The sequence below is a fragment of the Proteus sp. LHD240705 genome (assembly GCF_047921555.1).
Classification (GTDB): Bacteria; Pseudomonadota; Gammaproteobacteria; order Enterobacterales; family Enterobacteriaceae; genus Proteus.
Map to the genome: position 1 here is coordinate 500984 of NZ_JBLRMI010000001.1, position 24569 is coordinate 525552.

The window sequence follows — 24569 nt, forward strand, 5'->3', positions numbered from 1 at the left end:
GATTAACCTTAATTCTATTTATGGAATTTTATTGCCAATTAATTCTTTTTGTTAGCAACAAAGCAACCCGATTTTTTCGAAAACATCATATAATCTTTCCGCTAAATTTCACAGCAAAAACGATATTTCTCTTAAACTATCTCTATCAGGTGAAAAGATGGAATTTAACACTTTATTATTATTCGCATTAACGGTTCTACCGCTTATCTGCACACCTGGGCCCGATATTCTTTTTATCTCATCTCAAGGGCTATCAGGCGGTATGAAATCTGCATGGGTTGCCAACGCTGGCGTTATATCAGGCTATTTAACCCATGCATTACTAAGCGCATTAGGGCTTGCCGCCTTAGTGTCAGCATCACCCATTTTATTTCATTTACTCAAATGGGTTGGTGTGTTTTATATCAGTTATCTTGCAGTCAAAATGTTGATATCCGCCTGCAAAAAAGGTCAATTAGCCCTCAATGCCTCAAAAACCTCACACTTATTTCGTAAAGGTTTTTTAACCAGTTTTCTTAATCCTAAAGGACTATTAGTTTATCTCGCTATTTTACCAAACTTTATTGATAATCATAATGATATCGCAACACAATCATTGCTGTTATCTGGGATATTTATCACGACTTGCTTAATTATTTATGGTTTGCTCGGCACCTTTTTTGCTTATATTGGCTTAAAAGGCGGTTTAAGTGAAAAACGTCGCCGCTATAACGATGGCATCGCGGGTGGATTACTCACATTTGCAGCAATTAATCTGGCTTTAAATTAGCCTTAATCCTAAGCACTATTTATTATTCTAATCAGAATTTGACCACAAGAATGCCCTCTATTTAAGTGGTCGAATATCTGCCCATAATAATTGACAGTTTGCGGTTAACGGTCTTATTTCACCTTCTCGAATATCAGGTAACCACCAAGCCCCTTGTCCTTTTGATAAACGCTGGCAAGTCGCGCCAATTAAAGTCCATTCACCTTGAGTGACATAAATTAATCCTGCATGAGAACTAGGTAAAATAAGCGGTTGTGTTATTAAGGTCGTCTCTGCTTTCCAACATGTCCGACGCACCATAATATTTAGGCACTTTACGCTGCCTTTAATAAGTTCAGATTTAACAGGAATATCACCTGAAAAATCAAAAGGCTGATAAGAGTCAGTAACGGAATGATTAAGAAAACCAGGGCTATTTAAATTGATGCCATTACCTTCTAATAGCACTATTTGCCGTTCAATGTCAGGAAACTGTCCTAATGAGCTATTCTCTTCGATAGAGGTTAAACACGCTCGCCATGAAAAATCATTATTAACTGGCCAGCACACAATTTCTTGCGTTGTGCCTTTTTGATTATTCCATGATATAAACGGTAACTCTTGTTGATCAAAACAACGTAGCTTCATTGTATCCTCCTTCAATATCTGGCTATCAGTCTGATAATGAGGTTAGGGATCAATCATTGGAGATTACCGTCAATAAATCAATAGTTAACTTTTAAAAATGTGCGCTGGCGTCAGCTATTTACGTCGTAATTTTCTGCACCCTTCTCCAATAATTTCCATTCCTTTTTCAGTACGACTATTCCATTGAAAAGAAGAGTTTAAACGAAATGCATGATTAAATTGAGAGCTGGTGGAAAACATTGAACCTGGCGCAATACTGACACCTCTCTCTAATGCAAAATGATAGAGTTTATTCGCATCAAATGTTGATTCAAATTCTAACCAGAGAAAATATCCTCCTGATGGAATATTCACTTTTACATCTTCTGATAAATGCGTTTGTATCGCTTGTAACATACGATAACGCCTTTGTTCTAATAATAATCTTAATCGGCGAAGATGCGTATCATAGCCACCTTGTGACAAATAATCGGCAATAGCTTGTTGTGTTGGCATACTCGCAGATACTGTACTCATCATTTGCAACTGCTGTATTTTTGTTGCATGTTTTCCAGCTGCAACCCAACCCACACGAAATCCCGGTGCAAGGCATTTAGAAAAAGAAGCGCAATGTAAAACGCTATTTGTTTTATCAAAACCTTTTACTGGCATAGGTGCTTTCTGGCTGTTATAGAGTTCGCCATAGACATCGTCTTCGATTAGCGTTATCTGTTTCTTCGCTAATATATCCACCAGCTTTATTTTATTTTCATCAGGCATTGTTCCACCTAATGGATTTTGACAATGACTCATCAACCAACAGGCTTTAATATCGTATTGCTCAACCACTTTTTCGAGTTCATCTAAACAAATTCCTGTTACTGGATCTGTTCTAATGGCAATCGCTTTTAATCGTAAACGCTCAATGGCTTGTAATGCACCATAAAATGCAGGTGATTCAATCACGACCCAGTCACCCGGTTCGGTAACGGCTTGCAAACTAAAACTGAGTGATTCCATTGCACCAGCAGTAATCACAATTTCATCTGGAGAGACATGAATTCCTTGTAATGCATAGCGTTGCGCAATGTTACGGCGTAACTTTTCATTTCCTGGTGGTAGATTGATCACTGAACTTTGAGGCGCTAAATGCCTTGCAGCAGAAGCCAATGCGCTACTTAATTTAGGCTGAATAAATAGGCTGGGATCGGGGAAAGCGGAACCAAAAGGAATAATTTCAGGATCTTTACACGCTTGAAGTACATTGAAAATAGAGGTGCTAATTTCAACATTTTCACTCATGTGTAGCCCTTTGCTAGCGGTTACTTGACCGAAACGGTTATTACGATGTGCAACGTAATAACCTGATTGTGGTCGCGCTGTTATCCATCCTTGGCTTTCTAATAACTGGTACGATTGTAAAACAGTCATTAAACTTAAACCTGATTGTTTCACCGTATCCCGCAATGAAGGTAAACGGTCGCCAGATTGCCAGATATTATCTTCAATTTGTTGGCGTATTTGCGATGCAAGCTGTTCATATCGAGTCATATAAAACTGTTTACCTCAAAACTGTTATAGTCATTTTTAAACTTATTGTCACTATTATAGCTTACTGTCATATGGTCTACTAATCCACACGTTTTACCTGCAATTTACATTTTTATATCAATAAAACGAGGTTTTTATGCTTGGGTTAAGTGCCTTTGATTTGGCGCGTATCCAGTTTGCGTTCACAGTTTCTTTCCATATTATCTTTCCCGCAATTACGATCGGACTGGCTAGCTTTTTAGCCGTATTGGAAGGTTTATGGTTAAAAACTCGCAATAAGGATTATTTAGCGCTATTCCATTTTTGGTCAAAAATATTCGCTGTTAACTTTGCTATGGGCGTTGTCTCTGGTTTGGTTATGGCCTATCAATTTGGAACCAACTGGAGCTTTTTCTCTGATTTTGCTGGCTCAATTACAGGCCCTCTACTCACTTATGAAGTACTTACCGCTTTCTTCTTAGAAGCTGGTTTCTTAGGTGTGATGCTGTTTGGCTGGAATAAAGTAGGTGAAAAACTTCACTTTTTCGCAACCTGTATGGTGGCATTAGGCACATTAATGTCTACGTTTTGGATCTTGGCTTCAAATAGCTGGATGCAAACACCGCAAGGATTTGAAATTATAAATAACCAAGTCGTTCCGGTAGATTGGATCGCCGTTATTTTTAACCCATCGTTCCCTTATCGCCTTGCTCATATGGGTGTTGCAGCTTTCCTTGCTTCCGCCTTCTTTATTGCTGCATCTGCTTCATGGCATCTACTCAAAGGCCATAAAACATCTGCAATGAAAAAAATGCTTTCAATGTCTTTATGGATGATTTTAATTTTAGCACCAATTCAAGCACTCATTGGAGATGTTCATGGTTTAAACACCTTAAAACATCAACCCGCTAAAATCGCCGCTATTGAAGGTCACTGGGAAAATGAACCAGGAGAAGCAACACCGTTAATTCTCTTTGGTGTGCCTGATATGGATGCTGAAGAAACGAAATATAAGATAGAAATTCCTTATCTTGGCAGCATGATCTTAACTCACAGCTTAGAAAAACAAGTTCCGGCATTAAAAGAGTTTCCTAAAGAAGATCGACCAAACTCACTTATCGTCTTCTGGTCTTTCCGCATTATGGTTGGCCTTGGGATGTTAATGATTTTAGTTGGTGTATGGGGAACTTGGCTGCGATATAAAAAGAAACTTTATGAATCTAAAGCTTTCTTACGCTTAACTTTCTTAATGGCGCCTTCGGGTCTTATCGCTATTCTTGCTGGTTGGTTTACAACAGAAGTAGGACGTCAACCTTGGGTTGTTTATGGCGTACAACGAACACGAGATGCCGTATCTGCACATGGCGAAATGCATATGAGTATAAGCCTGCTGATCTTCTTAGTTGTTTATGGGTCTGTATTCGGTATTGGATATGCCTATATGTTAAAACTAATCCGTAAAGGTACACCGGAGGTTCATCATGGGAATTGATTTACCAGTTATTTGGTTCATCATTATCGTATTTAGTACGTTAATGTATATCGTAATGGATGGTTTCGATCTTGGTATCGGTATGCTTTATCCATTTATTAAAAGTGACCAAGATCGTGACTTAATGATGAATACTGTTGCCCCTGTATGGGATGGTAACGAAACATGGTTAGTCCTAGGTGGAGCTTCATTATTTGGTGCCTTCCCATTAGCTTACGCGGTTATTCTTGATGCCTTGGCAATGCCTTTAACCTTAATGCTTGTCGCATTAATTTTCCGTGGTGTCGCTTTTGAATTTCGTTTTAAAGCAGATGACAGTCATAAAGGCTTTTGGAATAAAGCATTTATCTTTGGCTCTATCTTAGCCACCTTTATGCAAGGTGTTGTCGTGGGTAGCGTTGTTCAAGGTTTGCCGGTTGTTAATCGCGCCTTTGCGGGTAGCTATTTTGACTGGTTATCCCCTTTTGCACTCTTTTGTGGATTTGGATTAGTTATCGCCTATTCATTATTAGGATGTGGCTGGCTGATTATGAAAACCGAAGGTCATTTACAACAGAGTCTATATAAGGTCGCTAAACCTCTCACACTCATTATGCTTGCAGTCATTGCAGCCGTCAGTGCATGGACACCATTAGCGCAACCTGCAATTGCTGAACGTTGGTTCACATTACCAAATCTGTTCTTCTTTTTACCTGTTCCTCTTTTAGTGTTGTACAGCACTTGGTTAATTTTACGCTCAGTGAAAAAACAAGGACATTACCTTCCTTTCTTTGGTGCGCTGGCTTTAATTTTCTTAGGCTTTGCAGGATTAGGCATAAGCATTTGGCCTAACATTATTCCACCTGCAATTAGTTTTGTAGAAGCATCTGCACCACCAGAAAGTCAAGGGTTTATGCTAGTTGGCGCATTGTTTATTATTCCAATTATTCTCGTTTACACATTCTGGAGTTATTACGTTTTCAGAGGAAAAACAAATTATGAAGAAGGTTATCACTGATCCACAAATACAAAGTAAACCCTCATTATTAAAAAAATGGGGATGGTTGATTACAATTTGGTTTTGTAGTGTTTTAGCCTTATTTGCTGTGTCTTCCCTCTTCCGTTTCTTAATGACGTTAGCCGGAATGAAAGTCAAGTAAAGGCAAAGTACATACAGCAATATAATTAACTAGCGCCGAATATGGTAAGCTATAAAATAGAAGTGAAGTAAAGAAAGGGCTGAAGTTATCTTCAGCCCTTTTATCTTTATTTAAGATAGTGGGTTACCGTGTAATGTCATTAAAACTTAACCTATTCTTATTAGAATGCTCTTTTAACAGCTAATTTTATATAAATAATTTTTTTATAAAAGAAAATACAAAAACAAATATTTTTATTCTTCCATGATTAACTAAATTTAAATCAAACTCCTTGATAAAATCATTTTAAATACATCATTTTTGATTAACAATAAGAGATAAAATCTTTTTTATGCATGTATTACGATAAATAAAAATATAAATAATCCTATAAAAAGCCTTCTCTCTAGAAATAAGATAGAATGAATGTTGAATTAGGCTTCCAAAGTAATTATGATATCGGCGCCTAGAGGATCCATATCTGTATTATTCTATAAAGACACGCTGAATGTGTCATTCAGGTATGCTCATATGATTAATTCAAGAATTAAATCCACACCCTATTAAAAGTGTGGATATGGATAATATCTGTTCAAAATACATATTTTGATAATTTAGATTTATCTTAATTGCTAAGAAAGATCTCTTACACTAGGCTTACGTATTGTTGCTACTAAATTAAGGATGAAGTCATGAATTGGTATTTGGAAGTCATTAAAAATAATTACGCTAACTTTTCAGGCCGTGCTCGCAGAAAAGAATATTGGATGTTTACTCTAGTAAATACCATTATTATTACTGTTCTATACGCTATTTTAATTTCATCAGTAGATATGAATACAGGTGAAATGAGTTCACTAGGTTCAATTGCAGGTATTATTATAGGTATTTATTCTTTAGCAATTATCATACCTAGTCTTGCAGTGACTATTCGTCGTTTCCACGATCAAGATAAATCAGGTTGGATGTTCTTACTTGCATTTATTCCTGCTGTTGGTGGATTAATTGTTTTTGTCTTTATGTGCCTTGAGGGTACTAAAGGTGACAACAGATTTGGTCCAGATCCAAAAGCTTAATCTAGTGCTGAATTAATATGACAATACAGTGAGTATACCTACTATTAAGTTTACTCACTGTATTAATTGATTTTCCTTCCTTTGTTACAACCATCTGAAAATATTCCTTCGTTAAAAAAAGAACACCAATTCACCTCCCTCTGTATTGTAATTTAGTATTTTTATTTATCTCTGACTTTTTAATTAATGCCTTAGAGTTATTACATTAAGCTTATTACATTGATTTTTAAGTTTTTTTCTTTATTGTTAATTTGAACCTAATCACTAGACATAAGTAAAAAATACGCATTCGTTTACTAAATCAACGTTAATTTTGATAATGACTATCATTATTAATTGAAAATGATAATATCTACGTCAATAAAACAATTAAATGAGTCAGGTAAAAAAACGTGAGTAACAAAAAAACACCTCAAGAAAAGAGTATTTATAAACCAGCGCCTCCTCGCCTAGTTCAAGTAAAGCGCATTACTGATGTTACACCGGGAATGCGTTGTATCACCTTTACGAGTGATGATTTAAATACTTACCCAACAGATACTGCGGGGGCACATTTAAAAATATTCTTACCTTTAGAAGGCCAAGTTAAACCAACAGTCCCAGGCTTTTCTGAAAAAGGCCCTAAATGGCCTGAAGGTGAACCAAGATCGATTGTACGTACTTATAGTGTTCGCGCTATTCGCCCTGAACAAAAAGAGTTAGATATTGAATTTGCAGTACATAACGATGCAGGCCCCGCTATTCATTTTGCGCTAAATGCTAAGCAAGGCGACTATATTGGGATCACTAATCCAGGTGGCCCTGAGCCTTTATTAGCACCAGCGTCACATTACTATATGGCAGCAGATCCAAGTTCATTACCTGCTTTAATGGCTTTAATTGAAGCCATGCAGCCTAATGTTCAAGGGAAAGTCGTTATACGAGTAGAAGACGAAACGCATCGCCAAGAAATTAAACGTCCTAGTGGCTTAGAGATAATCTGGTTAATTGGTTCTGTTGAAGAACAAACTCAAAACTTAATTAATGAATTTATGTCGTGGGAATTACCTGCTGAAGATGTGGCATTTTGGATTGCAGGTGAAGACAAAATTATTCGTGCATTAAGACGCCATATTCGTCGTGATAATGGTTACGATCGTAGCTTGATTTATGCCGTTCCTTATTGGCGTTTTGGTTATGACGAAGAAGGCTATCATGCTGAACGTCACCATGTTATGGATAACGAAGATGTAAGCTAAGCGATAAATTAAAGGCTAATCGTTGGCTGTACAGGCTGCATATTAATTTCATTAATAATATGCGGCCTTTTTTATTATACAAATATAATTAATGTATATTCTTCTTATCTTGCTGATAGTTTCCATCATCATCGATATAGATAACAGTAATTACTTGGTTCATATCAGTTTGCTTTTGATATTGAATGTGCTGTTTTGCAAAAGGAGCAACCATAATGGCATTTGTTAATAGTGCTTCTTTATCATTAAAATACATCTTCGAAATTGTAAAGTAATAAGCTGTAGGGTTATTTATTTCTAAATATTCTCCATTATGAGTTATCCCTATTTTTTTAAAAACATCCTCGGTGGTTAACTTAAGTTGTGCTGGACGATAAAAAAGTTTAATTCGTGTTTGCAATGCTAATTGTAATGTACTGAGGTTTTCTTTATTTTCTGGTTTAGGTGCAATATCTAATACATTTAAATAAAAAACAGATTCTCTATCTTTGGGTAACCTGTTTTCTAATTGTTGTATTTTTAATTGTAATCCACCATTTGCAGTTATTTTTGCCATAGGTGGAATAACAATAAAAGGTGCTGTTGTCGTTTCTGGTGTGGACGCAATATTCCCTTCATCTACCCAACTCTGTATTAATGTCGGCTGTTCACTTCGATTAAAAACTTGCAACGATATTATCGATTTATCGGCAGAAAGTATTAAACGAGTGCGCTCAAGCACCACACTTGCATAAGTAAAATGTGTTATCAACATGAATAATAGAATTAAAACACCTTTCATTTTCGCTTCCATTTTTTATGGCTTATTAATCGTAAGACATCACAAGTGTTGCCGCACTTGTCATTTTTCCTTGAGTGACTGAATTAATATTATAAGGATAATAATAAGCGCCCATATTTATCGAAAATGCAGAGGATATGGTGCCACCTTGATTAACACTAAAAATACTAGTCGCACTACCTTGTGTATTAATATTGTCAGATAAAATAAGCGGGCTTGCGGTGTTATCACTTTTTACGACACGGAATCCAACACCACCTGCACCTTGTGCTGTTGTGTTGGTTAATACGGTTTTATCCGTTGCCAATAAATTCTGGCTTGATAAAAACATATTAATATTACGTGATGCTTTTGAACCGCTCAAAAAATCTTGGCATGTAAAATTTAATGTAAAAGGGGTATATCCTGCTTTATCTACCGTTTTTGCATCTTTTACGCTAATTAACGGCAATGAAACAATTAAACCTGCATTAGAAAAATTACATGTTGTCATTACAGGATTATATGTAATTTGCATTGGTTGTAAGAAAATATCGTTTTGATCAACCGGCCACTGCCACGTTAATAAAAATTGAACTAATTTAGTGACAATATTCAATAACCATTGAACAAGCCCCAAACTTGATGCATCAGAGGCTAAAATAACGGGTGTAACAATTGCTGTACTGCCACTGACTTCAGTGTAGTTGGTCGAAGGTTTACTACTTAATAACGTAAATTTCAATGTAAAGTTAGTATCTAAATCTGAAGCAGGATGTGTTCCCGCTGGAATATTCGTTACGTTATCTTTTTCTAATGACGTTAACGTAATAGAAACAAACTGCTTACCACCATTAAAACCAATTGTTCCCGTCCGTCCATCATTAAAAGGTGAAGCGATACCTACTGTATTAGGAAATAATAATCCTCTTGCTGTACATTTATATGTACCTGGAAATGTTGTTCTACTCGATTTTGTGATCGTTGTTGAAGTACTATTTAAATCCGCAGATAAATCAAAATTAACGTTGGGTGCAGTAATAGTGCTATCGGGTTTACAGTTAGCGATTGCCTGCTGGCTTATTGTTCCTAATAGCATTAAAAATATAAAGGCAGATGATTTCATAAGACTTTCCTTTATCGACAGATATTACTATTTTTATCCATCGTATTAACTAAATGATTAATCACACACTCTGTTTTTCCTGCCTCATTTAATTTAATCGAGACAGAAGAAGGTAACGCATCACTTTTTAAATAAAGTACACTCGATTGCCCAACATAACCGATACTCTGTTTCTTATTATTTAAAACTTCAGTACCAAAAGGTAAGCTTTCATCATTTTCTAAAGAAGCTCTGATAATGAACGTTTTGCGCTGATCCGTGGTTAATGTGAGATGATTAACAGCACCTAAATAAGGCGTAACATGCGTTATATTTCCTAAAACTTCTGCATTCGATGGGTATTCTGTATTTGTTAATATATAAGTATTCGTTCGATAAGGGATCGTATTCGCGACTAAAACAACACCTTGATTATTGGTTAATGTCGCTTTATTCCCATTAACCATCATATTATTCGCCATAGGCGCTTCAATAATAGTATAAGTTTTTCCAGTATCCCCAGAAAACGCAATATGACTAGGTATAGCAACAATAGTTCCTCGGGTTCCCAGTCCACCTTGACGATAATTATTTGCTTCAGTATAAGAGGCAGATAAAGTGCTATAAGGATGGCGATAGCTCACATTAGCACCGACTAAATTATTCCCACCCGTCTGATTAGAGCCTGTTAAGGTATAATTAACCAAGTCATCTTTACCTGCTGTTCCGCTCATACTCAATGTAGATTGCTGATAGCGTGAATCAGTGGCATAAACCGAAGTATTAATATTTGCTCTTTTATCAAAGAATGAAATGGGCACACTGACGTTTAAATAATAACGAGTTTCTTCTTTATTATCGTAATTTCTTAATTTTGATACCGAAAGATTATAAGCAATATCTTTATAGTTATTTGAATAACCTAATTGATACTCTCGATTACTCTCATCAGTATTCCAATAATTTCGATGCGTTCCTGAAAGGAAAATAACACCTCGCTGGCCGCCTAAATATTGATTAAGGTTTATGGTAAACGTATTTTTTGCTCTAGAGCCGCGTAGTGCATCAAATGTTGTGAGATCTAAATCAGATGCAGCATTATTATTTCCCTGCTGTTGAGCAAGATCATTTTGATAATCTTTCCAAGCTTGGTAATTATCATGAGAGTAAATTGAGTCCACAAAGCTATAATAATCACGGGTAGAGTAACGATAAGCCGCCAGTGTTAAATTAGTTAGTGTGGCATCCATATATTTGCTTATGCAAGACGAAAACTTTGCCCTGTTTTTTTGCCTGTTTGTAGATCTGCACTTGCATGAGTTATATCGGCAGAAATCGCCCCAAATTTGAAATTCCAACCACTACCAATCAATGCCGAATAATAGTCTTCACTGGCAATTCCTCCTGCATAAAGCGTAACAAGGTTATTTAGTCCATAATGAAATTCACCTTGCGCAAATTTAGGTCGGTAATCGGTATTATTAATACGTGATTCCCCCACCATCACGTTATAGCGATATACACCTTCTTTTAGCATATCGGGAACGGCTGAAAATGGCACAGTAAATGACTCTCTTCTGCCATCCGCTTCTTGAACCACCACTAACAGATCACCACCACCAGCTGTTGGCTGAATATCACGAAAAGAAAATTCACCAGGGGGCACATTCTCTTGAAAAACTAAGTTTTCGTTTTGATAAACACTCACTAATGCGTTTGTTTGTGCAACGCCACGAATAATAGGTGCAAACCCTTGACTTGAATTAGGTAGCATTCCCATTTCGGTCGCCAATGAAGCGCCTCTAAATGAAATACTGGTAAAGAGTGCGGCTGGTGTATAAAAATCACCTATCGTTAATCCCGCGGTTATCTGACTTAATGCTTTATAGATATAACGAGTATTATTTTTCCATTGACTTTTACCATGAGAATAATAAGTATAGTTAGACTCGTCTCTAAACTGCCATGCCCCTAAGTTAATTCCTGAATTAATATTGGCAAAAAAGCTCTCGTTATTACTCTTATTCCCTTTTTTCTCTTTGTAGTTATAGTAATTTAAATTATAAGATAAAATCAGTGCTGAAATACCTTGTTCCCAATAACTGGGATCAACATATCCCACTTCTGATTGTTTAACAGAAATCTGAGGTGCTGTGATATCCAGTCTTAATTTATTAATATCTAATGTTGAAGCAACTCCCGTCGCCAATTCATTAGATAAAATTGTTTTTTGCTGTGCTATTTTTTGCTTTGCCGACAAAGATAGATTTAAACCTAACTTATTTACATCATCCGACTCAAAACTAATCCCTGTATTATTTCCTAGCACATTGACTTCAAATTGCCCTTTCCACACCTGATTGACATACACATCAACAAGTTGCTTTCCTTCAGGTACTTTATCATCAATATAAAATCGTGAAATATCGCCATGCTTTGATTTTCCAACTAATAAAGATGTGTCAAATCCCTCTGCATACAGATTTTGAGTATAATTTTGTATTCCTAAAAAAATAAGAACTGAGAGGTATTTTGAATTATTCACGATGTTATCTCTATTAGAGTTTAATATTCTGTGATTTATAAACACCAAAATCATCAACATAAATAACAACAGCGGAATTACTTTTTAATTTATTAATTAAAGGTAACTCACGAGAAGATAACGGCGGGATCATTTCAGAATCTACAAGCGTAACACGGGGTGTCTCTTGTGTAGAAATCGAGGCTATCGTGAAATGATACTGTGAGTTATTTTTAACTAAAACTTTATCACCATTTAATTGATACGTTATTTTCTCATTAACAAGTTCTGGCTTATCAGTTAAATCTTTAGGACGATAAAAAACTTTAATTCGTGTTTTCATCGCTAATTGCAAATAGCTTTTTCCTTTTAATGCTTCGGCATTTTCTGGAATATCGAGAATATTTAAATAGTATACCCGTTCAACATTTCCTGATAATTTTTCATTAGAATTTTTTATTCTTAATGTCTGACCTTGCCTACCTGCTATTTTTACAATTGGTGGATATAAATAAAAAGGAGAGTTTGCATCTTCAGGCGTAGAGTTTATATCGCCATCATCAATCCAACTTTGCACGAGTGAAGCTAAATCACCATTGTTGGTTAATTGAAGATTAACACTATCTGTTCCTTCATAATAAATAACCCGTGTACCATTAATAATAATATTAGCAAATACACTCGTTGGTAATATCAATGCCATTAAAAAAACGATTAACTTTTTCATTATAAACATCCTAAAAAACCAGACCCAATATTGAGTCTGGTTTTTTTATATTATAAATAAGAAACAGTATAGATAACGTTAGAGTGTACTGGCCCTGTTTTAGCGGCTGTCGCATTTGTTTTATAGTAACTGGCAATTAAACGCAGAGTATCTGAATCTGGCGCTGTTTTATCGCCTTTAATACCTGTATCAAAGGTTGCGTTCAGTGGTATAGCAACTGTTGGAGCCGCAGGTGTTGATAAACTAAAGCCAACATTCTTTGCCACTAATGGATCATTTTCATTAGCGGTATCATTGACTAAATATAATCCACTGGTGGAAATGGTATTTGCAGATGAGAAATGTATCTTTAAATTACTTCCACTTGGCGTAGATGCAGGAGCACAATCAGAGAATGTCAAAGCAAACTCTTTTTGGTTTTTGGCAATAACAGTACTCGCCGTTGTTCCAGCATCCGTTACGGTAATAGGATCTAATAAAATAGAAAAGTCCGCACTATTTCCTCCATTAATTGTACAGGTGGTATCACTAATAGCACCAGAGAAAGAGATTATTCCACCAGCGCTGTTGGTTGCAGCAAATGCCGACGTCGACAATATAGCCACTGATAATAATGACAGTGGGAGTTTATTTTTAAGCATATATAACCCCAAGAATAGACAAATATTTAATTAGCAAAAATAAGCTACTATTATTGCCATCATTAACTAAAGGTGATGAAATTAGACCCTAGTCAATTTGATATTAGCCATAATTTAAAAAACCAACAAATGAATTTATCCGCTTTTTTAAATTTGTGACTTAAGTCAAATTAGATTCATAACCACACTTAGTTAATATGTAAATGTATTAATATTTAGCATTACTATCTAATTAAAAAATCATAAACAAAAGAACAATAACAATTAATTTATTAATAACAAGTCATAAAAAGAATATCTATAAATGAATTGATTTATTTTGGAATTTTTTATTCAAATTAAATATTCCACAATTAATAAAAAAGATAAATCACATCAAGGAAAATCAACAAATAAAAAGGCCACATTAGTATGCAGCCTTTTTAAATGTATACAAAAATTCCCATGCTCTATTTAATCATTATAAGCAGCTAATACATGTTGGCATAATGTAGAGCGTACACAATCTTCTTGCATAAATTTAATCACGCCTACACGATTATTGGCTTCAAATCGAATAAGAGCATCTGCTAATCCTGAATTTACATTTGAGGGTAAATCACACTGGGTAATATCTCCATTGACAATCACGGTAACATTTTCACCCATACGAGTTAGAAATAACTTCATTTGATTTACCGTCACATTTTGCGCTTCATCTAAAATAACAAATGCATTTTCAAAAGTACGGCCTCGCATATAAGCGAAAGGCGCAATTTCGACTTTACCGATTTCAGGTCTTAAACAGTATTGTAAAAATGAAGCGCCTAAACGTTTGACTAATACGTCGTAGACAGGACGAAAATAGGGTGCAAACTTTTCAGCAATATCACCAGGTAAGAAACCAAGATCCTCATCAGCTTGCAACACAGGTCGAGTAACAATGATACGTTCTATTTCTTTATTAATTAAAGCATCGGCAGCCATTGCAGCGCTGAGAAAGGTTTTACCACAGCCCGCTTCCCCTGTGGCAAAAATAAGATTCTGATGTTTAATTGCATTTATATATTGGCGTTGCGCTTCGTTACGAGGAGATAACACCCTCTCATCACGCTTTTCTCTGGCCATACCAATTGTATTGATATCCCCAAATCCTGGTAAGACCATAACATTATCTCGATGTGCCCCATTACGTTGCTCTTTACGTGAGGTGCGTTTATTTTCTCGGCGTAAACGTGTTGCTGCTTTTTGTCTACTCATAGTGGAATTTATCCTTGTTAGTCTTCAAAAAGTCATCGACATCTCTGTTTATATTCCATTCACTTACCGATGAGTCCCCTTCAGACCCTGTTTAGTCGCAAAAAACAAAAAAACCGGTCACAATCCTGAACATTAAACATCAATGAACGGTTGTTGCCGGTTTTCTGTGAGTAACGAGATATTTCCATTGCTTCTGTCATTCATATTCCCCATCATGGAGTTAGAGTGAAAATTAACGAAGCTTTATGACAGTATAATGACAAAAGAAAAATATTTTCAATACTGAAATGATTTATAACGAGATGGACTTAACATAAAAATAACAATTAAGTGCTATTTTAGGGGGAAGTAAATGAGTTTCTTGCGATTACCTTTTGTTTATTGGTTATTACTTAACCTAATTCCATTTATTGGTTTTGAACTTCACTCTGGCTCTCTCAAAATGGGCTTCTTTTTTTACCTCGGTTTGCTCACCATTACGACTTCAGGGATCTGGCTTTTTTATTGCCTCTCATTTTTTATTAAACAAAAAACCTCTCCTAACCCCAATCACACCCCTCGACAATTAGTAATAAGTGGCCCTTATAAAATAAGTCGCAATCCTATGTATCTCGGTTTCTTAGATATTAGTATTGGGTTATTTTTTATTTTTGGTAATTGGGGATTTTTGGGCGCGGCAATTGCGTTTTACTTTATTACTGATCGCTATACGATAGTGCGTGAAGAGAAAATCTTAAGTGAATTATTTCCACAAGCGTGGCAACAATATTGTCGCCACGTTCGTCGTTGGATGTAATCTAAATAATTACGATTAAGGCTGTTTACAGTTATTAGCTAAACGGTAACCTGCCTTAATGGCCTCACTCTCTGTTTTAAATAAAACCGCATTTTTATCTGACATTGTTTTATAACCTGAGCAATGTGCAAAATGGTAGATCTTGCTATTTACATTACCCTTAATGTCTCCCGATTGTGGTGTACTGGCTTGTTTCGGTGTTTCCACTTTGGCTCTAGTCACTGGCGTACTATTTGTTGCAGATAATCCTGCACCACTATTTTTATGCCCTAATTGCCATTTCATTTCACCCGTTACAAAAGGATTATGATATCCAACAATACGAGCAATACGGCTATCACGCTCTTTTTCCCATGCGGTTGGTGGATAAGCATTATCCCAAGCCATTAATAACTGTTGTTGCTGACGTGACATTGAGAGGTTATAACGGTCGTGTAAATAGAAATAAACTCTTGCCACTTGGCCTTTGACTTCATTCCGAGGTTCAAAGGTGCGAGAAGCAAAGTCAACACGACTACGGCATTGCCCATATTGATAAGGTGCTTGAGCGGGTAATTGTCCAAAACTAAAATTGCTACGATCACCGTTAACTTCACCAATAGATGGCGCTAAGTTATGTAAATCGGCTTCGATTTTGCCAAAAACAGGATCGTTTTTCACACAGTTAGTTCGACCTCCATTTTGCCAACATTGACGTTGATGCCCAAAAACCCATGCTGGAACAATATGTTCCCACTCAATACGAGCCGCTCTTGTTTGCTGTGTTCTCACTTGATAACCACAACTGGCTAAATCAACGCGACCTCCCGATTTCCCTACCCATTCCCAATCACAACCACAATAAATCGTTCCTTGCGATTTTTGATTTTGATCATAATAAATACGTTCTTTTGCTATCTCTTTCGCTTTGGTGAAATTTTCAGGGGCTTGTGCTTGAACATTTAGCGCAATAACAAATAAACCCAACACAACCGCGGTATAGTGTAATATTTTTCTCAAAGTGGTATCTGCCTTACTCTTTATTTTATTAAACCCAATAAGAATTATCTTTAATAACCAACTGATAATCTTATTTTTATTTTGCCTAATATTACCTTTTTTTGATTTATTTTGGGCAATCTTTCTTGCTATTTTTTGTATAAAAAATAAAACAATAAGCGTGAATGGTGATAGAAAAAGCCGTTATTCTCGACATTAACGCAAAAGGGATTTGCTATGGTTTACTCCATCAATGATTTGGAGAAATTTAAAAATGAATGAGAATATGCTGAATTTGATGGACGAATTAGTCGAGATAACAAAAAAGCATGCGAATAACGAAGATGTTAAAGCGCATGCCAGTTTAGAATCTGAGAATAAATTACGAATTCAAATTATTATTTCCGACAAAAATGAGCTAGATATTACATTAAATTCGCTACAACACGCCGTATAAGCTTTTATACACTCGGACGCTTGCGATACAACCATAATCCCGGCAAGGATAGCCCGATAGAGAGCGCACCGACAATAAATGAAGCTTTAAGGAAATTAGTAACTAAAGCTTCAAAAATTTCCGCGCTATAACCAATTTGCGTTAACTTCACCACTGAGATCATCGCTATATATGCATTTATTCCAGGGAACATAGGAATAACCGCTGCAACAGTAAAAACTTTAGGGTGTGCAAGCCACCAGCGTGACCATTGAATACCTATGCACCCCACTAAAATAGCAGCACAAAAACTTGACCACTCAATGTTCATACCACTCATCACTAAAATAGTACGAGAGCCGTGGCCTATTGCACCTAATAATGCGCAATATTTTAATGCCCTTGAAGGTACATTAAATACCATTGCAAAACCGACCGCAGGAATAGCAGCTAAAATCATATCTTCAATCAGGGTAAGAATTATCGTTATTATGCCCAATCTCTTAACCCCCATACTGCCATGGCTAAAATAACACCTAGACAGGTTGCCAATGTTAACATTGTTGCCATTGCCCAACGCGCTAAGCCAGTATTAACATGCCCTTTAAACATATCAGCGACAGCATTAATTAAAGGAAATCCGGGAACCAACAATAAGACGCTGGCAGCCATTGAAATAGTCGCTGTAGTTTGAAAATAAGAGAGCTTTAATAATAGACCTGAAACTGAAGTTGCTACAAATGCCGTAATACAGAAATTAATTAATGGATTCATTTGGCGATGTGTTAATGCTTGGCGTACAAACATACCAAAACCACCACCAATGGCAGAAACTAAAAAGCCATCCCAATTACCACCATTCAATTTAGAAAAACAACCACAAGATAAGGCAACCATAAAAATAATCGCCCAACGAGGATAACGTAATGGTTTTATATGCTCAAAGCGTTTTCTGGCTTCATGAATATCTGCAAGATGATGTTCAACCAAAATAACAATATGCTGAACTTCTGTCACAACATGCATATTAATGCCACGGTCGACTATCTTTCGTGTTGATGTTTGGCAATGCCCGTTAACAATCGTGGTTAATACAACTGCATTAGCAGAAATTGCGCTTTCGACTTGATGTACACCTAAAGCTAAACCTAGACGGGTTGAAAGCTGTTCAACCAGCATACTTTCTGCGCCATGTTGCAATAGCAACAACGCAGTTTGAATACATAACTTGGTAATTTCACGCTGTTTATCTTGTGAAATGGCTGTGCACTCTGCCATTATCTCATTATCCATACTATGCCTTAGTTTTAATCCAAAACGAGCCATTGCTAATATAAAGTTTATCAGCATAGCTCGTTTCTCGCTCTATTATCTTTCAATACTATTATGAACAAATAAAATATTTTAGGCAGTAAGTAGATCAATTTTATCGATGGATAGCCATAAATATTGGCATAGGAAAGTACAATACAATGATAAATACCCATTCTTGTTTTTAAATCGCATCATCAAATAGCTATCACTATTTTAATAAGCAATCACACGCACAAATCAATTTAAAATGGCAATGCTTAAATGCAAAAATAAAAAACCCCTAAATAAAAAATCTAGGGGTTTTAGGCTATTTTTTAACTTTTATAAAAAATTTTAGCGAACAACTAAAACAGATTGTTTAGCATAAGCGACAATACCTGATGCATTGGAGCCTAATAGGTGTGTCGAAATACTTGGGCGGCGTGAGCCAATCACGATTAAATCAGCATTAATTTTTTCAGCCAGCTCTAAAACTTTATCTCTTGCAGAACCAAATACAGCTGAAAATTCAACTTGTTCATTTGGCAAATCAATACCATTAGCTAATTCTTGCAGTTGTTCTTGTACACGCTCAAGTGCTTTATTTGCAAAAGAACTGAGCATGTCATAATGGTAACTATAACTAATAGAGAAACGTGAAATATCAGGAATAGCATGGAAAAGATGCAGTTTTGCGCCTTCTAATTTAGCAATATAAACAGCGTGTTGTAAGGCTTTAGTCGTTAACTCATCTTCTGAAATATCAACAGGTACTAGAATTGTCTTGTACATAGCAACTCCTCATTATCAGATTATTGTCTGTTTATTATTGTAGCGTTAAACCCACAGCTTGCTTATTTAATCTTCCTCAAGATGCCATTTATGCAATTGTCGATGAATAAAAGGTGTCACTACAAGCCCAATCGATAAAATAAAAACACACTGAAGAAATAAACCATAGATTGCAATAAAAAAGCGCCCTGTTGGGGTTGCAGGTGCTGGCTCTACTGGCTGACCACTTAACATAGAGATTGCATTTAATGAAGATTCCATAAAGGTATGCCCTTCAATTAAATAAAACCCTAATACACCAGGTAATAATCCTAAGAAAAAGAAAATAGAGCCTATTACATAATAGCGTAAGATGCGTAGAATAAAATGATCGAGCCTTAAAAGTTCTTCGGTAAATTTTTCCATTCTTATCCACTTTCTAGACTGTTTATTCAATAAACTGCTTATTGAATAAATAAGATAAGCTACGCAAAAAAACTAAAATATATGCTATGAGGGATGCTCATAGCATATTAGTAATATATTAACGAACAACTAACACTGAAATTTCAGCATAGCGAACAACACCCGCTGCCGTTGAACCTAATAAATGAGTACTAATATTAGGTCTACGTGAACCAATCACAATTAAGTCTGCTTGAATATCTTTTGCTGTGACCAAAATTTCATCACGAGGTGAGCCAAAAGTAACCGTATAAGCGACCTTTTCAGCAGGCAAATCCACCGAATCTACCAACATTTGCATATCATTCTCTGCTTTCACTGTCGCTTTATCTTTAATTTCTGGATAACCCAATGAATAAGCATTAATGATTGCTGAAGAGATAGGAAGAACATGAATTAAATGTAAATTAGCTCCTGTTTCTTTGGCTAAATACACAGCATGTCGTACCGCTTTACTGGTTAACTCTTCTTCCACAATATCAATAGGCACTAAAATCGTTTTATACATAATAACTCCTCTTAACTCTCCATTTGCCTTAATCCTATCGCAATAACCCAAAGATTACTGTGAGTGAATTAACTAAAAACAACCTAATCTTAATATAAACCTACTTTAATTATTAATACGTTAAGCTAAAAAATAAAAGCGATTATTCAAAATAGTTTGCATTATGTTGCTGTGATAATGTCCATATTTGATTGCGAATATTCCGGATAGTATCAATCAATTCTGATGCAGTTAATCCGATTGGTCCAATACCTTTTTTAACTAAAATATCCGCCGACATTCCATGTATCCAAACAGCACTTCTCACCGCATCCGCCATTGTCATTCCTTGTGCTAAAAAACTTCCCATAACGCCTGTTAGCACATCACCACTCCCCGCGGTTGATAATCCACTATTACCAGTTGTATTAATTGTGATTTCCCCTTTCGGAGAAGTCACTACGGTATGTTGACCTTTGATAATTGCCCAGCAATGATAAATCTTCGCAATTTCTTTCGCCGCTTCTTCTCTATTATTTTGAATATCATTTAGCGTGCAATTAAGCAAAATAGACGCTTCTTTAGGGTGTGGTGTTAATACACAGTGCTGATTAAGTGAGAGTTCTGATTTAAGATTAGCCATTAACACTAATGCATCCGCATCAAAAACATAAGGTCTATTTTCATTACGCTGTGCTAAAGCTATTGATAAGATTTCTTCAGAATTTGCAGATAATCCTAATCCACACCCAATCGCCCAAGCAGAAATATCCTGCTGATTTATCAACGCTTGGGCTGTTTTAAGCATAAGCTCTGGTGCACTATCAATAAAAGGGATAGGAAGTTGCGATTGAGCAAAACCAAGAAATACCTTTCCACACCCTGCTTTCAATGCACTTTTGCCTGCTAACACAATAGCACCGCTCATTCCTTCTGAGCTACCTACAATACCTAATGTGCCGAATGTTCCTTTATGTGTATTTCCTGATTTGCGCTGATAAAGTGCGGGATAATGAGTGATAGCCTGTAATAATTGTTCTTCATTCATATTATTTTCCCTTTTTCTGCATTTTTCTTATTGCTCGCAATGGTTGCTCTACCACATTTTGTTTGTATTAACGTTAAAAGCATAACGTTCAAAGTATAGCCTGATTTCGACTAATAAATGGGATCACTGGCTATTTTGTCTTTTTATCATGCTAACAAATTCAATATGATAAAATGCTTTTATTATCGCTATTCATACCTTGCTGAGACTTTGCTATTCTAATGACCTAGCCTGATATGATTTATAAATTAAAGACAAAGGAACGTAGATAATGAACGAGAAGTTTAAAACACAAGCAGATGTAGAAACATTAGCAGAAGAAGTGGCTTGCTTAAAAACACTAGTCACCTATATGTTAAAAGCATTAGGTCAAGCAGATGCTGGACGTGTTATTTTAAACATTGAACGTGCTATTGCAGAAGTTGATGATGAAAAACAAGCAGAAACATTCCGTAATACGATTAGCCAAATTAAGACAGCCTATCGTCAATAATACATTTATTTTCGAATTGAGTACTCGCACATATTTTTATTCTATTTTCTAATCTTTTTGTGCTGCACAAATAAACAAATTTTGATTTCAAATTTCCTATATACTCAATCTCGAAATAAACCATTCTTTATTCATTTAGCTACCCCTCTATCTTTATAGAGGGGATTTTTTACCCGCCTCAATATTTCTATTCAAATTCTTTTCATATCATCCAAATGATAATGAGTTTGTTTTCTTTTGGTGTATTTAACCAATAGTCACTATCAAAACTTATTTTTGTTTAAAATTTTTAATGTTATTTGGATTAAATAATAGAATTAGAAATCTTGCCATCATTGCCAACACGAACATAAATTAACTTATTAAATACAATGTATTAAAATCATCTCAATGATAACTGATAATCACTTAACTTTTTTATTCTGTTTTTTATATTTAAAGCGCACATTTTGTTACTTTTAACACAAATAAAAATTAATCGTATAAAATGTAAATAAAGATAAATCCTAATATTATTGTATTTTGAGTTATTTTATATATTGTAAATTGTAAGTTTTTATTATGTCAAAATTTGCTAGCTTATTGTCCCTAAACACAATTATAGCGAAAGCAACTAAAACCAATAGGATTAAAAATATTAACTATTTATATTTTTACACTTTTTCTGATTTATCGTCACTCCTGTTTATATGTTACACTCAATAAATATGTACTAAAAAATAAACATGAGGCTAAAATGAAACCACTTCTCTTATCTCTGCTATTATTACCTGCTGTTGCTTTTGCAAACCCAACAAAAATGGCTGATGATTACTGCGATACTTTTAAAGATATCTCAATTAAAGCTTATGATACAAAAGAACCAGCAGAGAAAATTGCTAAAGATGCAATGGCCTCTCTGAGTGCAAAGAAATTTGATTTTGCAAAACTGGAAGCAACTGAAGCACAATTCACTGAAGGTGCTATTGAGGTTGTTAATTCTTTACGTGAAGCCAAATCTGAAATTGGTTCTCGCGCAGAGTTCCAAGATGGTTTAACTCAAATTGTTGCGGCTTGTAAAGTTCAAATGGTTGCAGCATTAGAAGAGCCAAAAAAATAATCTTCTCATTAAAGAATGGGTAAAAATCAATATAAAGAGTAGAAATTATCCTGCTCTTTTTTATTTTCCCCTCACCTATCACTTATTCCTCTCCTCTTTTCTCTTTTCTCTTTTCTCTTTTCTCTTTTCTCTATAATTAACGTTCTATACTCTAAATAATTCAAGATGTAGCTAGGCGACAAGTGAATGAGTCGCTAGGAGCATACATAAGTAGTGACTACGCAGCCAACAACGCTACAGCTTGAAGTATGACGAGTATGAATTATAGAGTATCTATGTATCAATATTAAGGTTTATAATACCTCGGTAAATACTTGTTAGTACTGGCCATAAAAAGGAGATATTGTGAGCAACGAACAATCCATCCAGCGTTTAAGAAGACTACGCCAGTCAGAAAACCTGCGCGCGCTCTTTCAAGAAACAACTCTGACTAAAAATGATCTCGCTCTGCCTATCTTTGTAGAAGAAGGGCTTGATGATTACCAACCGATTAAAAGCATGCCAGGTGTCGTTCGTATTCCTGAAAAACGCCTTGCTTATGAAATTGAACGCATTGCAAAAGCAGGCATTAAAACTGTTATGACTTTTGGCGTATCACATCACCTTGATGAAACAGGAAGTGATGCTTGGAAAAGTGACGGTTTAGTTTCTCGCATGTCTCGTATTTGTAAAGATGCCGTACCAGAAATGATTGTCATGTCTGATACCTGTTTTTGTGAATACACATCACATGGTCACTGTGGTGTTTTACATGGTGAACATGTTGATAATGATGAAACTATCTATAATTTAGGGCTTCAAGCTGTTGCTGCCGCACAAGCGGGTGCTGATTTTATCGCGCCATCAGCGGCAATGGACGGCCAAGTTGCTGCTATTCGTGCCGCACTTGATAAAGCAGGATTTAGCGACACAGGTATTGTTTCTTACTCGACTAAATTTGCTTCTGCCTTATATGGTCCTTTCCGCGATGCAGCAGGCTCTCGCTTAATTGGTGATCGTAAAACTTATCAAATGAATCCAATGAACCGCCGTGAAGCGATCCGTGAATCATTAATTGATGAGCAAGAAGGCGCTGATATGCTGATGGTAAAACCAGCGGGTGCTTATTTAGATATTATTCGCGATGTGCGTGAACGTACTTTATTACCTTTAGCGGCTTATCAAATCAGCGGTGAATATGCGCAAATTAAATTTGCGGCATTAGCGGGTGCAATCGATGAAGATCGTGTGGTAATGGAGACTTTAGGCTCAATTAAACGTGCAGGTGCAGATTTAATTCTATCTTACTTCGCACTTGATTTAGCAGAAAGAAATCTACTTTAATCACCTTATACGCTAAATAATTCAATAAGTTGAAGTATGTAGAATATAGATATGAGGCTACGACTATGGATAACTGTATTTTCTGCCAAATCGTTGCGGGTAAAGCGCCTTGCCATAAAATTTGGGAGGATGATCATCATCTTGCTTTCCTCTCTATTTTTCCCAATACCAAAGGTTTTACCGTTGTTATTCCCAAAAAGCACTACCCGAGTTATGCGTTTGATTTAAACGATGAAGCTTTAGCATTATTGGTTATCGCGACAAAAAAAGTAGCAAAAATCTTAGATAAAACATTCCCCGATGTTTCACGCTCAGGAATGTTTTTTGAAGGGTTTGGGGTTGATCATGTTCATAGTAAACTTAGCCCGATGCACGGCACAGGTGATATGACAAAATGGGCGCCTATTGAAAATAAACAAAAGATTTTCTTTGAGAAATACCCCGGATATCTTTCATCGCATGATTTTGAACGTGCGAGTGATGAAGAACTTGCACAATTAGCAGCGTTGATCAGAAAAAATAGCCGATAATAAAAAGAAAACAGGTATTAAATCT

At 35.8% G+C, this 24569-nt stretch carries 27 protein-coding genes and 1 pseudogene; 12 read left to right on the forward strand and 16 right to left on the reverse strand.

All coding sequences use genetic code 11. The features are described 5' to 3' along the window. Positions 1-157: 157 nt before the first annotated feature. On the forward strand, positions 158-769 hold the full coding sequence (locus tag ACNART_RS02355; protein WP_198632178.1) for a LysE family translocator: 612 nt from the start codon (positions 158-160) through the stop codon (positions 767-769). A 57-nt stretch (positions 770-826) separates the two neighbouring features. Here the strand turns inward: ACNART_RS02355 and ACNART_RS02360 are convergent, their stop codons facing one another. Together ACNART_RS02360 and ACNART_RS02365 are read right to left on the reverse strand one after the other, a co-directional pair. After that, a complete protein-coding gene (locus ACNART_RS02360) occupies positions 827-1396 on the reverse strand; it encodes a HutD family protein (RefSeq protein WP_368926620.1) in 570 nt (189 codons plus the stop codon). Positions 1397-1510: 114 nt separating this feature from the next. Continuing rightward, positions 1511-2926, reverse strand: coding sequence for a PLP-dependent aminotransferase family protein (locus ACNART_RS02365; protein WP_198619958.1), 1416 nt, complete (start codon positions 2924-2926; stop codon positions 1511-1513). Between the two features lie 136 nt (positions 2927-3062). Here ACNART_RS02365 and ACNART_RS02370 point away from each other — a divergent pair, with 136 nt between their 5' ends. The 5 genes from ACNART_RS02370 to ACNART_RS02390 all read left to right on the forward strand — a co-directional run bounded on the left by ACNART_RS02370 (position 3063) and on the right by ACNART_RS02390 (position 7829). Next, positions 3063-4397 carry a cytochrome ubiquinol oxidase subunit I gene (locus tag ACNART_RS02370; protein WP_198619957.1) on the forward strand — a complete coding sequence of 445 codons (1335 nt, stop codon included), beginning with the start codon at positions 3063-3065 and terminating at the stop codon, positions 4395-4397. After that, a complete protein-coding gene (gene cydB, locus ACNART_RS02375; RefSeq protein WP_198619956.1) occupies positions 4387-5394 on the forward strand; it encodes a cytochrome d ubiquinol oxidase subunit II in 1008 nt (335 codons plus the stop codon). The genes ACNART_RS02370 and cydB overlap by 11 nt, the downstream gene beginning before the upstream one ends. After that, positions 5375-5536 (forward strand): DUF2474 domain-containing protein, encoded by a 162-nt coding sequence (locus ACNART_RS02380; protein WP_109372179.1) that lies wholly within the window; start codon positions 5375-5377, stop codon positions 5534-5536. Before cydB ends, ACNART_RS02380 begins: the two co-directional genes overlap by 20 nt. A 671-nt stretch (positions 5537-6207) precedes the next feature. Beyond that, positions 6208-6591 (forward strand): DUF805 domain-containing protein, encoded by a 384-nt coding sequence (locus ACNART_RS02385; RefSeq protein WP_198619954.1) that lies wholly within the window; start codon positions 6208-6210, stop codon positions 6589-6591. 392 nt (positions 6592-6983) lie between these two features. Beyond that, a complete protein-coding gene (locus tag ACNART_RS02390) occupies positions 6984-7829 on the forward strand; it encodes a siderophore-interacting protein (RefSeq protein ID WP_198619953.1) in 846 nt (281 codons plus the stop codon). A gap of 88 nt (positions 7830-7917) precedes the next feature. On the opposite strand, the gene ACNART_RS02395 is transcribed toward ACNART_RS02390, so the two are convergent. From ACNART_RS02395 to phoH, 7 genes and pseudogenes are all read right to left on the reverse strand, one after another. Then, the gene (locus tag ACNART_RS02395) at positions 7918-8610 is read right to left on the reverse strand and encodes a molecular chaperone (protein WP_232799387.1); all 693 of its coding nucleotides are present in this window, start codon (positions 8608-8610) and stop codon (positions 7918-7920) included. Positions 8611-8635: 25 nt separating this feature from the next. Beyond that, on the reverse strand, positions 8636-9715 hold the full coding sequence (locus tag ACNART_RS02400; RefSeq protein ID WP_198619951.1) for a fimbrial protein: 1080 nt from the start codon (positions 9713-9715) through the stop codon (positions 8636-8638). A gap of 11 nt (positions 9716-9726) precedes the next feature. Beyond that, positions 9727-10074, reverse strand: coding sequence for a FimD/PapC C-terminal domain-containing protein (locus tag ACNART_RS02405; RefSeq protein WP_416303436.1), 348 nt, complete (start codon positions 10072-10074; stop codon positions 9727-9729). Next, positions 10051-12299 (reverse strand): annotated as a pseudogene (locus ACNART_RS02410) (fimbria/pilus outer membrane usher protein); the annotation flags it as partial. The gene ACNART_RS02405 and the pseudogene ACNART_RS02410, both read right to left, overlap by 24 nt. After that, positions 12253-12945, reverse strand: coding sequence for a molecular chaperone (locus tag ACNART_RS02415; RefSeq protein WP_198619950.1), 693 nt, complete (start codon positions 12943-12945; stop codon positions 12253-12255). The gene ACNART_RS02415 and the pseudogene ACNART_RS02410, both read right to left, overlap by 47 nt. A gap of 50 nt (positions 12946-12995) precedes the next feature. Further along, positions 12996-13586 carry a fimbrial protein gene (locus ACNART_RS02420; protein ID WP_100160253.1) on the reverse strand — a complete coding sequence of 197 codons (591 nt, stop codon included), beginning with the start codon at positions 13584-13586 and terminating at the stop codon, positions 12996-12998. Positions 13587-14039: 453 nt separating this feature from the next. Then, positions 14040-14825, reverse strand: coding sequence for a phosphate starvation-inducible protein PhoH (gene phoH, locus ACNART_RS02425; protein ID WP_198619949.1), 786 nt, complete (start codon positions 14823-14825; stop codon positions 14040-14042). A 352-nt stretch (positions 14826-15177) separates the two neighbouring features. Between phoH and ACNART_RS02430 the strand changes: the two genes are divergently transcribed. Next, on the forward strand, positions 15178-15621 hold the full coding sequence (locus ACNART_RS02430; protein ID WP_198619948.1) for a methyltransferase family protein: 444 nt from the start codon (positions 15178-15180) through the stop codon (positions 15619-15621). A 15-nt stretch (positions 15622-15636) separates the two neighbouring features. On the opposite strand, the gene ACNART_RS02435 is transcribed toward ACNART_RS02430, so the two are convergent. Then, on the reverse strand, positions 15637-16620 hold the full coding sequence (locus tag ACNART_RS02435; protein WP_232797457.1) for an endonuclease: 984 nt from the start codon (positions 16618-16620) through the stop codon (positions 15637-15639). A 253-nt stretch (positions 16621-16873) separates the two neighbouring features. On the opposite strand from ACNART_RS02435, the gene ACNART_RS02440 reads away from it, so the two are divergent. Continuing rightward, positions 16874-17056 carry a hypothetical protein gene (locus tag ACNART_RS02440; protein WP_064720096.1) on the forward strand — a complete coding sequence of 61 codons (183 nt, stop codon included), beginning with the start codon at positions 16874-16876 and terminating at the stop codon, positions 17054-17056. Positions 17057-17060: 4 nt separating this feature from the next. Here ACNART_RS02440 and ACNART_RS02445 read toward each other — a convergent pair whose 3' ends face one another. The 6 genes from ACNART_RS02445 to ACNART_RS02470 all read right to left on the reverse strand — a co-directional run bounded on the left by ACNART_RS02445 (position 17061) and on the right by ACNART_RS02470 (position 21099). After that, positions 17061-17534 carry a threonine/serine exporter gene (locus tag ACNART_RS02445; RefSeq protein WP_198619947.1) on the reverse strand — a complete coding sequence of 158 codons (474 nt, stop codon included), beginning with the start codon at positions 17532-17534 and terminating at the stop codon, positions 17061-17063. Beyond that, entirely contained in the window at positions 17525-18328 is an 804-nt protein-coding gene (locus ACNART_RS02450) for a threonine/serine ThrE exporter family protein (RefSeq protein WP_198619946.1), read from the reverse strand. The genes ACNART_RS02445 and ACNART_RS02450 overlap by 10 nt, the downstream gene beginning before the upstream one ends. A 354-nt stretch (positions 18329-18682) precedes the next feature. Next, on the reverse strand, positions 18683-19120 hold the full coding sequence (locus ACNART_RS02455) for a universal stress protein (protein ID WP_088495397.1): 438 nt from the start codon (positions 19118-19120) through the stop codon (positions 18683-18685). A gap of 66 nt (positions 19121-19186) precedes the next feature. Continuing rightward, positions 19187-19525: a hypothetical protein gene (locus ACNART_RS02460; protein WP_072064066.1), complete on the reverse strand. Its 339-nt coding sequence runs from the start codon at positions 19523-19525 to the stop codon at positions 19187-19189. A gap of 118 nt (positions 19526-19643) precedes the next feature. Further along, entirely contained in the window at positions 19644-20072 is a 429-nt protein-coding gene (locus ACNART_RS02465; protein ID WP_036912874.1) for a universal stress protein, read from the reverse strand. Between the two features lie 142 nt (positions 20073-20214). Next, the gene (locus tag ACNART_RS02470; protein WP_196532572.1) at positions 20215-21099 is read right to left on the reverse strand and encodes an NAD(P)H-hydrate dehydratase; all 885 of its coding nucleotides are present in this window, start codon (positions 21097-21099) and stop codon (positions 20215-20217) included. Between the two features lie 271 nt (positions 21100-21370). Here ACNART_RS02470 and ACNART_RS02475 point away from each other — a divergent pair, with 271 nt between their 5' ends. The 4 genes from ACNART_RS02475 to ACNART_RS02490 all read left to right on the forward strand — a co-directional run bounded on the left by ACNART_RS02475 (position 21371) and on the right by ACNART_RS02490 (position 24544). After that, positions 21371-21592 (forward strand): DUF2594 family protein, encoded by a 222-nt coding sequence (locus tag ACNART_RS02475; RefSeq protein ID WP_006536484.1) that lies wholly within the window; start codon positions 21371-21373, stop codon positions 21590-21592. Between the two features lie 736 nt (positions 21593-22328). Continuing rightward, positions 22329-22691: a hypothetical protein gene (locus tag ACNART_RS02480; protein WP_198619945.1), complete on the forward strand. Its 363-nt coding sequence runs from the start codon at positions 22329-22331 to the stop codon at positions 22689-22691. Between the two features lie 345 nt (positions 22692-23036). Further along, a complete protein-coding gene (gene hemB, locus ACNART_RS02485; protein ID WP_072064069.1) occupies positions 23037-24014 on the forward strand; it encodes a porphobilinogen synthase in 978 nt (325 codons plus the stop codon). Between the two features lie 65 nt (positions 24015-24079). After that, entirely contained in the window at positions 24080-24544 is a 465-nt protein-coding gene (locus tag ACNART_RS02490) for an HIT family protein (protein WP_198619943.1), read from the forward strand. Positions 24545-24569: the final 25 nt, after the last annotated feature.

Bases quoted from the DNA above. Each gene is read 5' to 3' on its own strand.
- ACNART_RS02355 (WP_198632178.1), top strand. From the start codon at position 158: ATGGAATTTAACACTTTATTATTATTCGCATTAACGGTTCTACCGCTT.
- ACNART_RS02360 (WP_368926620.1), bottom strand. From the start codon at position 1,396: ATGAAGCTACGTTGTTTTGATCAACAAGAGTTACCGTTTATATCATGG.
- ACNART_RS02365 (WP_198619958.1), bottom strand. From the start codon at position 2,926: ATGACTCGATATGAACAGCTTGCATCGCAAATACGCCAACAAATTGAA.
- ACNART_RS02370 (WP_198619957.1), top strand. From the start codon at position 3,063: ATGCTTGGGTTAAGTGCCTTTGATTTGGCGCGTATCCAGTTTGCGTTC.
- cydB (WP_198619956.1), top strand. From the start codon at position 4,387: ATGGGAATTGATTTACCAGTTATTTGGTTCATCATTATCGTATTTAGT.
- ACNART_RS02380 (WP_109372179.1), top strand. From the start codon at position 5,375: ATGAAGAAGGTTATCACTGATCCACAAATACAAAGTAAACCCTCATTA.
- ACNART_RS02385 (WP_198619954.1), top strand. From the start codon at position 6,208: ATGAATTGGTATTTGGAAGTCATTAAAAATAATTACGCTAACTTTTCA.
- ACNART_RS02395 (WP_232799387.1), bottom strand. From the start codon at position 8,610: ATGAAAGGTGTTTTAATTCTATTATTCATGTTGATAACACATTTTACT.
- ACNART_RS02400 (WP_198619951.1), bottom strand. From the start codon at position 9,715: ATGAAATCATCTGCCTTTATATTTTTAATGCTATTAGGAACAATAAGC.
- ACNART_RS02415 (WP_198619950.1), bottom strand. From the start codon at position 12,945: ATGAAAAAGTTAATCGTTTTTTTAATGGCATTGATATTACCAACGAGT.
- ACNART_RS02420 (WP_100160253.1), bottom strand. From the start codon at position 13,586: ATGCTTAAAAATAAACTCCCACTGTCATTATTATCAGTGGCTATATTG.
- phoH (WP_198619949.1), bottom strand. From the start codon at position 14,825: ATGAGTAGACAAAAAGCAGCAACACGTTTACGCCGAGAAAATAAACGC.
- ACNART_RS02430 (WP_198619948.1), top strand. From the start codon at position 15,178: ATGAGTTTCTTGCGATTACCTTTTGTTTATTGGTTATTACTTAACCTA.
- ACNART_RS02440 (WP_064720096.1), top strand. From the start codon at position 16,874: ATGAATGAGAATATGCTGAATTTGATGGACGAATTAGTCGAGATAACA.
- ACNART_RS02450 (WP_198619946.1), bottom strand. From the start codon at position 18,328: ATGGATAATGAGATAATGGCAGAGTGCACAGCCATTTCACAAGATAAA.
- ACNART_RS02455 (WP_088495397.1), bottom strand. From the start codon at position 19,120: ATGTACAAGACAATTCTAGTACCTGTTGATATTTCAGAAGATGAGTTA.
- ACNART_RS02460 (WP_072064066.1), bottom strand. From the start codon at position 19,525: ATGGAAAAATTTACCGAAGAACTTTTAAGGCTCGATCATTTTATTCTA.
- ACNART_RS02465 (WP_036912874.1), bottom strand. From the start codon at position 20,072: ATGTATAAAACGATTTTAGTGCCTATTGATATTGTGGAAGAAGAGTTA.
- ACNART_RS02470 (WP_196532572.1), bottom strand. From the start codon at position 21,099: ATGAATGAAGAACAATTATTACAGGCTATCACTCATTATCCCGCACTT.
- ACNART_RS02475 (WP_006536484.1), top strand. From the start codon at position 21,371: ATGAACGAGAAGTTTAAAACACAAGCAGATGTAGAAACATTAGCAGAA.
- ACNART_RS02480 (WP_198619945.1), top strand. From the start codon at position 22,329: ATGAAACCACTTCTCTTATCTCTGCTATTATTACCTGCTGTTGCTTTT.
- ACNART_RS02490 (WP_198619943.1), top strand. From the start codon at position 24,080: ATGGATAACTGTATTTTCTGCCAAATCGTTGCGGGTAAAGCGCCTTGC.